This is a genomic window from Arthrobacter sp. 05L45_2 (assembly GCF_056397525.1).
Window position 1 is genome coordinate 1 of the sequence record NZ_JBFTNO010000174.1, and the last position, 11911, is coordinate 11911.

Genomic DNA, 11911 nt, shown 5'->3' on the forward strand with positions numbered 1-11911 from the left:
GTCCAACGGTCCAACGAGATCCTGCGGATCGTCCAGCTCTGGATYAGCCACGGCGTCAAGATCTTCCGAGTGGACAACCCGCACACCAAGCCTGTGTGGTTCTGGGAATGGCTGATCGCCAAGGTCAACAAGAAGAACCCCGACGTCGTCTTCCTCGCCGAGGCGTTCACCCGGCCTGCGATGATGCACGCCCTGGGCCGGGCGGGATTCCAGCAGTCCTACACGTACTTCACGTGGCGCAACACCAAGGAGGAGCTGGAGACCTACTTCGAGGAGGTCAGCCACGAATCCCCCGCGTTCTTCCGGCCGAACTTCTTCGTCAACACCCCGGACATCCTCACCGAGTACCTCCAGTTCGGCGGCCCGGCGGCGTTCAAGATCCGCGCCGCGCTCGCCGCCACGGCCAGCCCTACCTGGGGCGTCTACGCCGGCTTCGAACTCTACGAGCACGTGGCCCGCCCCGGCGCGGAGGAGTACATCGACAACGAGAAGTTCGAATACAAGGCCCGTGACTGGGAGGCAGCCGCGGAATCGGGCCGGACGCTGGCCCCCTACCTGACCCGGCTCAACGAAATCCGGCACACCCACCCGGCCCTCGGGGACCTGCAAAACCTGACCGTGCACGCCAGCACGGACGACGCCACCGTGGTGTACTCAAAACACAAGACGCTGCCGGACGGCACCAAGGACACCCTGATCATCGTGGTGAACGTGGACCCGCACGGTACCCGGGAGAGCACGGTCTCCCTGGATCTGGCCGCCCTGGAGCTCGATCCGGAGAACCTCACCGCCAACGGCGGCTACATCGTCGATGACCTGCTGACCGGCGAAAGCTGGGAGTGGGGGGAGTACAACTACGTCCGCCTCGACGCGCACGTCGAACCMGCCCACATCCTGAGCATCCGGAGGYAGCGCCARTGAGYTTCAGCCCGAGCAAACCCAACCAGCACTTCACCCCGAAGGGGACTTTCGAACTGAACGCGCCAGGCCTCCAGCACGATCCCCACTGGTACCGCAAGGCGGTCTTCTACGAGGTCCTGGTGCGCGGGTTCGCGGACGGCAACGGCGACGGCTCAGGCGACTTCCACGGCCTGATCGAGCGGCTGGACTACCTGCAGTGGCTCGGCGTCGACTGCCTGTGGCTCCCGCCGTTCTTCCAGTCCCCGCTGCGCGACGGCGGCTACGACATCTCGGACTACAACTCGGTCCTGGACGAGTTCGGCACCATCAGTGACTTCAAGCGGCTCGTCGCGGAGGCCCACGCCCGCGGCGTCCGGGTGATCATCGACCTGCCCCTGAACCACACCTCGGACCAGCACCCCTGGTTCCAGGAGTCGCGCAAGGACCCCGACGGGCCGTTCGGGGACTTCTATGTCTGGAGCGACACGGACGAGAAGTACCAGGACGCCCGCATCATCTTCGTTGACACCGAGGAATCGAACTGGACCTTCGACCCGATCCGCCGCCAGTTCTTCTGGCACCGGTTCTTCAGCCACCAGCCTGACCTGAACTTTGAGAACCCCAAGGTCATCGATGCCTTGTTCGACGTCGTACGGTTCTGGCTGGACCAGGGCATTGACGGTTTCCGCGCCGACGCCATCCCCTACCTCTTCGAAGAGGAGGGCACCAACTGCGAAAACCTCCCCGCCACGCACGAATTCCTGCGCCAGCTGCGCCGGATGGTCGACGAGAGCTACCCGGGCCGCGTGATCATCGCCGAAGCCAACCAGCCGCCGGCCGAGGTGGTGGAGTATTTCGGTACCGAGGAGGAGCCGGAGTGCCACATGGCGTTCCACTTCCCGATCATGCCCCGGCTGTACTACGCCCTGCGGGACCAGAAGGCCGCGCCGATCATCGAGACGATGAAGGACACCCCGGACATCCCCGAAGGCGCCCAGTGGGGAACGTTCCTGCGCAACCATGACGAACTGACCCTGGAAATGGTCACCGCCGACGAGCGCGCGGCGATGCTGGGCTGGTACGCCCCGGATCCGCGCATGCGGGCCAACATCGGTATCCGCCGCCGGCTGGCGCCCCTGCTGGACAACTCGCGCTCGGAAATCGAACTGATCAACGCCCTGCTGCTCTCGCTGCCGGGAAGCCCGTTCCTGTACTACGGCGACGAGATCGGCATGGGCGACAACATCTGGCTCGAGGACCGTGACGCGGTCCGCACCCCGATGCAATGGAACCCGGACCGCAACGCCGGTTTCTCCCACGCGGACCCGGGCAAGCTGTACCTCCCCGTGATCCAGTCGCTGGTCTACAACTACAGCATGGCCAATGTTGAGGCCGAGGCCGCGCACTCCGGTTCGCTGCTGCGCTGGACCCGGCAGATCCTCAGCGTCCGGAAGAACCACCCGGCCTTCGGGCTCGGCTCGTTCCAGCACGTCGAGGCSGACCACGACGTCGTCCTKTCCTACCTGCGCGACCTGCCCGCGGGCAACGCCGCGGGCGAGGACGCGGAGACCATCCTGTGTGCCTTCAACCTCTCCCAGCACCCCGTGGCCACCACCCTGCGCGTGCCGCAGTTCGCCGGGCGCGGCCTGCGGGACGTGTTCGGCGGCCAGGCGTTCCCCGCAATCGCCGACGACGGCACCCTGACCCTGACGCTGGGCAGCCACGACTTCTTCTGGCTGCGGATCCGTTCGGCCGCGTCCAATCCGGCCTCGCCCCACACCCAGGCGATGCCCATCCTGTCCATCGAAGGCTGACATGACCCCGCCCACCCTTACCCCCGCGCTGGACGCCCTGCTCCGCAGCTGGCTTCCCCGCCAGCGCTGGTTCCCCGTCAAGAGCGCGCACTTCAGCTTCGAACCGGCCGGCCGGGTACGCCTCGACGCCGGCCCGGCCGATCCCGGACCGGACACCCGGCCGGTGCTTGAGGTGCTGCTGCTGGCGGTGACGTACCCGACGGCAGACGGCAACCGGACCGACGTCGTGCAGGTGCCCCTGACCTTCCGTACCCTGCCGCTGGCCGGCGCCGGGGCCGCACTGCTCGGCGAGCTCCCGGCGGACGGCTCGGACGCGCCCCACGGATGGATCTACGACGGCGTCCACGATCCGGCCTTCATCGCGGCGTGGCTGGAGCTGATGCGCCAGCGCGGCGCCGCGGCCGACGGTACGGCGGGCGGCCACCTCGTTGACTCCGGATACCGGCTGCCGCACGCGACCGGCAAGGTCCGGGTCCTCTCCGGCGAGCAGTCCAACAGTTCGGTCATTGTGGACGACGGCGTCTCCGCTGCCATCCTCAAGTTCTTCCGGGTCCTGTCCGAGGGGCAGAACCCCGAAGTCGAGATCGGGGCAGCCCTGACCACCGGCCGGACCGCCGAAGTGCCGGCCACCCTCGGCTGGGTCACCGGCGAATGGAGCAGCCCCTCCGGCGGCGCCGACGCCGCCGTTCCCGGGCGGACGGCCCGCGGGGAACTTGCCGTCGCGCACGAGTTCCTCGCCGGCGGCCTGGACGCCTGGCGCCTCGCTGTGGACGCGGCCCGCACCGGGACCGGATTCACGGCCGAAGCGCGCGCCCTCGGCGTCGCCACGGCCACGGTGCACCGCCGCCTCGCCCAGGCTCTGGGTACAGGAGCCGAAGCCGTGCCCGGCCGGGACATCGCTCCCGGCGTCGCCCAGCGGGTCCGCCAGTCATGGGCGCAGGCCAGTGCCGCCGTCGGACCGTTCGACGGCGAACTCGAGGAATTGCTTTCCCGGCTCGAAAGCAGCAGCGCCGGCCAGCTGCAGCGGATCCACGGCGACCTCCACCTCGGCCAGATCCTGCAGGTCCCCGGTTCGGCCGGCCAGCCGGCGCGCTGGGCCATCCTCGACTTTGAGGGCGAGCCCCTCCGGCCGATCTCCGAACGCAATTTTCCGGATGTGCCGCTCCGTGACGTCGTCGGCATGCTGCGCTCCTTTGACTACGCCGCCGGGGCCGCGGTCCGCGAATACGACGGCGCCGTTGTTCCCGCCGGCTGGGTGGACGACTGTGCGGAGGCCTTCCTGGCCGGCTACGCCGAAGTCACCCCCGGCACGATCGACCGCGACTCACCCCTGTTCGTGGCGTTGTGGCTCGACAAGGCTCTTTATGAAGTTGTTTACGAACTACGGAACCGGCCGGACTGGCTCGCCATCCCGGTGAACGCATCCCGTCGTCTCCTTGGCAGTACAGGTTCCGGCGTTCCCGCCGAAACCGCAGTGGAAGGTAACACAATGACTGGTTCAGCACGTACCGATCGACCCGGCGTCCCGCTTCCCGTGGACGCGGAGACCCTTGCCCGGGTCGCCGCCGGGGAACACCACGCGCCGCACTCGGTCCTCGGCGCGCATCTTGACGACTACGGCCACGTCACCATCCGCACCGTGAAGCACCTCGCGGAGGCCGTCTCCGTGGTGACCGCCGCCGGCAGCTACCCGATGACCCACGAATCCGCCGGCGTGTGGGTGGCCGTGCTGGATCCGCTGGACGAAGGGCACGTCCCGGACTACCGGCTCGAGGTCAGTTACGAAAACCAGGCGCCCCAGCAGGCCGACGAGCCGTACCGATACTTGCCGTCGGTGGGCGAAATCGACCTGCACCTGATCGGCGAAGGCCGGCACGAGCGCCTCTGGGACGTCCTGGGTGCCCACGTCCGGCACTACAAGTCCGTCCTTGGTGACGTCGACGGCGTTTCGTTCGCAGTGTGGGCCCCGAATGCCCAGGCGGTGCGGGTCAAGGGCGACTTCAACGGCTGGGACGGCCGGGAATTCTCCATGCGTTCCCTCGGATCCTCAGGGGTGTGGGAACTCTTTATCCCCGGCGTTGTAGCAGGGGCGTGCTACAAGTTCGAGATCAAGACCAAACACGGCAACTGGGTGGAGAAGGCCGATCCGCTGGCGTTCGGTACCGAGATTCCGCCGCTGACCGCCTCCCGCGTTGTCGAGCCGTCCTACGCCTTCAAGGACGAGGATTGGATGAAGGCCAGGGCCGCCCGCAACCCGCACGAGGCCCCGATGAGCGTCTACGAGGTCCACCTCGGCTCGTGGCGGGTGGGGCTGGATTACCGGCAGCTGGCCAAGGAACTCGTGGAGTACGTGAAGTGGCTCGGCTTCACCCACGTGGAGTTCATGCCCGTCGCCGAACACCCCTTCGGCGGCTCGTGGGGCTACCAGGTCACGTCCTACTTCGCCCCGACCTCGCGGTTTGGCCACCCGGATGAGTTCCGGCACCTCGTGGACGAACTGCACCAGGCCGGCATCGGCGTCCTGCTGGACTGGGTGCCGGCGCACTTCCCCAAGGACGCGTGGGCACTGGCGAAGTTCGACGGCGATCCCCTGTACGAACACTCGGACCCGAACCTCGGCGAACACCCGGACTGGGGCACCCTGATTTTCGACTTCGGCCGCCGCGAGGTCCGCAACTTCCTGGTCGCCAACGCCCTCTACTGGCTGGACGAGTTCCACATCGACGGGCTCCGCGTCGACGCCGTGGCCTCGATGCTCTACTTGGACTACTCCCGCGAGGAGGGCCAGTGGCAGCCGAACCGTTTCGGCGGCCGGGAGAACCTCGAAGCGATCTCTTTCCTGCAGGAGGTCAACGCCACGGTCTACAAGACCCACCCCGGCGCGGTGATGATCGCCGAGGAATCTACCGCGTTCCCCGGCGTCACCGCCCCGACGAGCCAGGGCGGCCTGGGCTTCGGCATCAAATGGAACATGGGCTGGATGCACGACTCGCTCAAGTACATGGCCGAGGACCCGTACAACCGGAAGTGGCACCACGGCACCGTGACGTTCTCCATGGTCTACGCGTACACGGAAAACTTCCTGCTGCCGATCAGCCATGACGAGGTSGTGCACGGTAAGGGCTCGATGCTGCGCAAGATGCCCGGTGACCGCTGGCAGCAGCTCGCCAACCTGCGTGCCTTCCTGGGCTACCAGTGGGCGCACCCGGGCAAGCAGCTCATTTTTATGGGCACCGAATTCGGACAGGAAGCGGAGTGGTCCGAGCAGCATGGCCTGGACTGGTGGCTGGCCGATATCCCCGCGCACCGCGGCGTGCAGCTCCTGACCAAGGACCTCAACGAGCTCTACAGCTCCACCCCGGCACTGTACGAACGGGACAACGATCCCGACGGGTTCCAGTGGATCAACGGCGGGGACGCCGACCGCAACGTCCTGACGTTCATCCGCCGGGACGCCGACGGCAACGCGCTCGTGTGCGCCCTGAACTTCTCCGGCGCACCGCACCAGGACTTCCGCCTCGGCGTTCCGGCCACGGGCCAGTGGCAGGAAGTCCTGAACACGGACGCCGCCGCCTATGGCGGATCGGGGGTCCTGAACGAGGGCACCCTTGAAGCTTCCGACGACGGCGTTGACGGCCAGCCGGCCACGCTGACCGTGACGCTCCCGCCGCTGGGCGCCGCCTACTTCAAGGCCCTCAGCTAGGCCCGTTTCGTGCCCGCCGCCGCAGTGTGCGCCGGCGGGCACGGGCGTCCTCCGGGACGGATTGGTCAGCCCGCGAAAACGGTGGTAGAGTTTATTTCCGCGCTGCTCCCCGGGGTTGATCCGCTAAGAAGACCAAGAAGCCAATGGCAAGACTGAGTCGGAACGCTGATTTGACCAGGGTGAAGCGGCCCGGTAAGTTTGAAAAGTTGCTCCGGAGCGAGTCGCGGCCCTGTATTGGGGTTGTGGTGGTGCCGGGTGTGTCTGTTGTTTGAGAACTCAATAGTGTGCCAAGTTTGTTGATACCAATTGTTTTATTGATTGGTTGTTTTGGCTGTGTTGTCCACCCCGTGGATGGCATGGTTTTTACAGCTGGTTTCAAATTTTGTGCAGCCGGGTTTCCGCGTTACTCTGGGATAAGCCTGGGAAACTGGGTCTAATACCGGATATGACTCCTCATCGCATGGTGGGGGGTGGAAAGCTTTATTGTGGTTTTGGATGGACTCGCGGCCTATCAGCTTGTTGGTGAGGTAATGGCTCACCAAGGCGACGACGGGTAGCCGGCCTGAGAGGGTGACCGGCCACACTGGGACTGAGACACGGCCCAGACTCCTACGGGAGGCAGCAGTGGGGAATATTGCACAATGGGCGCAAGCCTGATGCAGCGACGCCGCGTGAGGGATGACGGCCTTCGGGTTGTAAACCTCTTTCAGTAGGGAAGAAGCGAAAGTGACGGTACCTGCAGAAGAAGCGCCGGCTAACTACGTGCCAGCAGCCGCGGTAATACGTAGGGCGCAAGCGTTATCCGGAATTATTGGGCGTAAAGAGCTCGTAGGCGGTTTGTCGCGTCTGCCGTGAAAGTCCGGGGCTCAACTCCGGATCTGCGGTGGGTACGGGCAGACTAGAGTGATGTAGGGGAGACTGGAATTCCTGGTGTAGCGGTGAAATGCGCAGATATCAGGAGGAACACCGATGGCGAAGGCAGGTCTCTGGGCATTAACTGACGCTGAGGAGCGAAAGCATGGGGAGCGAACAGGATTAGATACCCTGGTAGTCCATGCCGTAAACGTTGGGCACTAGGTGTGGGGGACATTCCACGTTTTCCGCGCCGTAGCTAACGCATTAAGTGCCCCGCCTGGGGAGTACGGCCGCAAGGCTAAAACTCAAAGGAATTGACGGGGGCCCGCACAAGCGGCGGAGCATGCGGATTAATTCGATGCAACGCGAAGAACCTTACCAAGGCTTGACATGGACCGGACCGGGCTGGAAACAGTCCTTCTCCTTTGGGGCCGGTTCACAGGTGGTGCATGGTTGTCGTCAGCTCGTGTCGTGAGATGTTGGGTTAAGTCCCGCAACGAGCGCAACCCTCGTTCCATGTTGCCAGCGCGTAATGGCGGGGACTCATGGGAGACTGCCGGGGTCAACTCGGAGGAAGGTGGGGACGACGTCAAATCATCATGCCCCTTATGTCTTGGGCTTCACGCATGCTACAATGGCCGGTACAAAGGGTTGCGATACTGTGAGGTGGAGCTAATCCCAAAAAGCCGGTCTCAGTTCGGATTGGGGTCTGCAACTCGACCCCATGAAGTCGGAGTCGCTAGTAATCGCAGATCAGCAACGCTGCGGTGAATACGTTCCCGGGCCTTGTACACACCGCCCGTCAAGTCACGAAAGTTGGTAACACCCGAAGCCGGTGGCCTAACCCCTTGTGGGAGGGAGCTGTCGAAGGTGGGACTGGCGATTGGGACTAAGTCGTAACAAGGTAGCCGTACCGGAAGGTGCGGCTGGATCACCTCCTTTCTAAGGAGCACCTACATCAACCCTGCCAGGCTCGTGTCTGTGTGGTGGTGGTGTCAGGAGTAACGCCCGTTGCGCAGACGTTTGTTCTGCGGCGGGTGCTCACGGGTGGAATATCAACGAATAGGTGCCTGGCGGCACAGGCCGGCAGTTAGTACGGATCCTCTCCTGGAGGGGGTCCTGGAACGCTYGCCGGACTGGTAYTGCCGGGTAGTGTTTGGCACACTGTTGGGTCCTGAGACAACAGGACCGGTTCCCTGGTCCCCCTCCCTTTGTTGTGGTGGGGTGGTTGGGGTGTCCGGGACGTGTGTTTCTGGTTTCCCGGCTGCAGCGAGCATGCACTGTTYGGGTCCCTTTTGGGGGTCCGGTGTGTGGGGTGTGTGGTCTGGGGTTGTTGTTTGAGAACTACATAGTGGACGCGAGCATCTTTTATAAGAAGCAATTTCCAAGAATATGAACCTGGATCTGGCTGCGCGTGATGGTGTCACTCTCCTTTTGGTGGGTGGTGTTGTTGGTGCGTGGTTGGTTTCTGTGGTTCTCTCGAAAATTACTCCTTGATCTTTTGTGGTCAAGTTTTTAAGAGCACACGGTGGATGCCTTGGCATTAGGAGCCGAAGAAGGACGTAGGAATCTGCGATAAGCCTGGGGGAGTCGATAACCGGACTGTGATCCCAGGGTGTCCGAATGGGGAAACCCCGCCAGRCGCGCGAGTGATCTGGTGACCCGCATCTGAACACATAGGGTGCGTGGAGGGAACGCGGGGAAGTGAAACATCTCAGTACCCGCAGGAAGAGAAAACAATAGTGATTCCGTTAGTAGTGGCGAGCGAACGCGGATCAGGCTAAACCGTTCCATGTGTGATAGCCGGCGGGCGTTGCATGGTCGGGGTTGTGGGACTTTCCGTTCTGTCTCTGCCGGGACAGTGGGGTGAGAGTGTGTGCATAGGTGAACGGTCTTGAAAGGCCGGCCAGAGAGGGTGTGAGCCCCGTAACCGAAATGTAGTGCACCGCCTGGAGAGTATCCCAAGTAGCACGGGGCCCGAGAAATCCCGTGCGAATCTGTCAGGACCACCTGATAAGCCTAAATACTCCCTAATGACCGATAGCGGACCAGTACCGTGAGGGAAAGGTGAAAAGTACCCCGGGAGGGGAGTGAAACAGTACCTGAAACCGTGTGCTTACAATCCGTCGGAGCAGCCTTGTAGCTGTGACGGCGTGCCTTTTGAAGAATGAGCCTGCGAGTTAGTGTTACGTCGCGAGGTTAACCCGTGTGGGGAAGCCGTAGCGAAAGCGAGTCTGAATAGGGCGTTGCAGTGGCGTGATCTAGACCCGAAGCGAAGTGATCTACCCATGGCCAGGTTGAAGCGACGGTAAGACGTCGTGGAGGACCGAACCCACTTCAGTTGAAAATGGAGGGGATGAGCTGTGGGTAGGGGTGAAAGGCCAATCAAACTTCGTGATAGCTGGTTCTCCCCGAAATGCATTTAGGTGCAGCGTTGCGTGTTTCTTACCGGAGGTAGAGCTACTGGATGGCTAATGGGCCCTACAAGGTTACTGACGTCAGCCAAACTCCGAATGCCGGTAAGTGAGAGCGCAGCAGTGAGACTGTGGGGGATAAGCTTCATAGTCGAGAGGGAAACAGCCCAGACCACCAACTAAGGCCCCTAAGCGTGTGCTAAGTGGGAAAGGATGTGGAGTTGCGAAGACAACCAGGAGGTTGGCTTAGAAGCAGCCATCCTTAAAAGAGTGCGTAATAGCTCACTGGTCAAGTGATTCCGCGCCGACAATGTAGCGGGGCTCAAGTACACCGCCGAAGTTGTGGCATTCACATTTTATCCAAGCCTTTGTGGTTCAGGAGTGTGGATGGGTAGGGGAGCGTCGTGTGGGCAGTGAAGTCGCGGTGTAAACCAGCGGTGGAGCCTACACGAGTGAGAATGCAGGCATGAGTAGCGAAAGACGGGTGAGAAACCCGTCCGCCGAATGATCAAGGGTTCCAGGGTCAAGCTAATCTGCCCTGGGTAAGTCGGGACCTAAGGCGAGGCCGACAGGCGTAGTCGATGGACAACGGGTTGATATTCCCGTACCGGCGAAAAACCGCCCATGCTGAACAGGGGACACTAACCGCCCGARACCTGCCCGATCACCCTTGTGGTGTGAGGGTTTTGGTGGAGCGCGGGACCTGATCCTGGGAGRCAAGCGTATTAACAGGTGTGACGCAGGAAGGTAGCCGAGCCGGGCGATGGTTGTCCCGGTCTAAGGATGTAGGGCGAACGGTAGGCAAATCCGCCGTTCATGATGCCTGAGACCCGACGGGACCCCCGTATGGGGGGATTCGGTGATCCTATGCTGCCTAGAAAAGCATCGACGCGAGGTTTTAGCCGCCCGTACCCCAAACCGACACAGGTGATCAGGTAGAGAATACTAAGGCGATCGAGAGAATTATGGTTAAGGAACTCGGCAAAATGCCCCCGTAACTTCGGGAGAAGGGGGGCCCCTATCGTGATGGACACTTGCTGTCCGGAGCGTGCAGGGGCCGCAGAGACCAGGGGGAAGCGACTGTTTACTAAAAACACAGGTCCGTGCGAAGTCGCAAGACGATGTATACGGACTGACTCCTGCCCGGTGCTGGAAGGTTAAGAGGACCGGTTAGCCGCAAGGCGAAGCTGAGAATTTAAGCCCCAGTAAACGGCGGTGGTAACTATAACCATCCTAAGGTAGCGAAATTCCTTGTCGGGTAAGTTCCGACCTGCACGAATGGAGTAACGACTTCCCCGCTGTCTCAACCATAAACTCGGCGAAATTGCAGTACGAGTAAAGATGCTCGTTACGCGCAGCAGGACGGAAAGACCCCGAGACCTTTACTATAGTTTGGTATTGGTGTTCGGAGTGGCTTGTGTAGGATAGGTGGGAGACGTTGAAACCCGGACGCCAGTTCGGGTGGAGTCATCGTTGAAATACCACTCTGGTCACTTTGGACATCTAACTTCGGCCCGTAATCCGGGTCAGGGACAGTGCCTGATGGGTAGTTTAACTGGGGCGGTTGCCTCCTAAAAAGTAACGGAGGCGCCCAAAGGTTCCCTCAGCCTGGTTGGCAATCAGGTGTCGAGTGTAAGTGCACAAGGGAGCTTGACTGTGAGAGAGACATCTCGAGCAGGGACGAAAGTCGGGACTAGTGATCCGGCGGTACATTGTGGAATGGCCGTCGCTCAACGGATAAAAGGTACCTCGGGGATAACAGGCTGATCTTGCCCAAGAGTCCATATCGACGGCATGGTTTGGCACCTCGATGTCGGCTCGTCGCATCCTGGGGCTGGAGTAGGTCCCAAGGGTTGGGCTGTTCGCCCATTAAAGCGGTACGCGAGCTGGGTTTAGAACGTCGTGAGACAGTTCGGTCCCTATCCGCTGCGCGCGCAGGAAATTTGAGAAGGGCTGTCCTTAGTACGAGAGGACCGGGACGGACGAACCTCTGGTGTGTCAGTTGTACTGCCAAGTGCACCGCTGATTAGCTACGTTCGGATGGGATAACCGCTGAAAGCATCTAAGCGGGAAGCTCGCTTCGAGATGAGATTTCCATACACCTTGTGTGTGAGAGGCCCCCAGCCAGACCACTGGGTTGATAGGCCGGATGTGGAAGCGAGGACTAACGACTCGTGAAGCTGACCGGTACTAATAGGCCGATAACTTACACCACACACCCACCC

Annotated in this window: 3 protein-coding genes and 2 rRNA genes; all 5 read left to right on the top strand. The window is 62.2% G+C overall.

The features are described 5' to 3' along the window. A partial coding sequence (locus tag AC1DHD_RS12670) for an alpha-amylase family protein (RefSeq protein ID WP_476880056.1) occupies window positions 1–921 on the top strand: 921 nt, incomplete at its 5' end. After that, the gene (treS, locus tag AC1DHD_RS12675) at window positions 918–2714 is read left to right on the top strand and encodes a maltose alpha-D-glucosyltransferase (RefSeq protein ID WP_476880058.1); all 1797 of its coding nucleotides are present in this window, start codon (window positions 918–920) and stop codon (window positions 2712–2714) included. The genes AC1DHD_RS12670 and treS, both read left to right, overlap by 4 nt. Before the next feature lies 1 nt (window position 2715). Continuing rightward, window positions 2716–6417: a 1,4-alpha-glucan branching enzyme gene (locus AC1DHD_RS12680; RefSeq protein WP_476880057.1), complete on the top strand. Its 3702-nt coding sequence runs from the start codon at window positions 2716–2718 to the stop codon at window positions 6415–6417. 293 nt (window positions 6418–6710) lie between these two features. Next, window positions 6711–8214, top strand: a 16S ribosomal RNA gene (locus tag AC1DHD_RS12685). A 563-nt stretch (window positions 8215–8777) separates the two neighbouring features. Continuing rightward, window positions 8778–11901 (top strand): 23S ribosomal RNA (locus AC1DHD_RS12690). The 16S and 23S rRNA genes sit together here, the layout of an rRNA operon. Window positions 11902–11911: the final 10 nt, after the last annotated feature.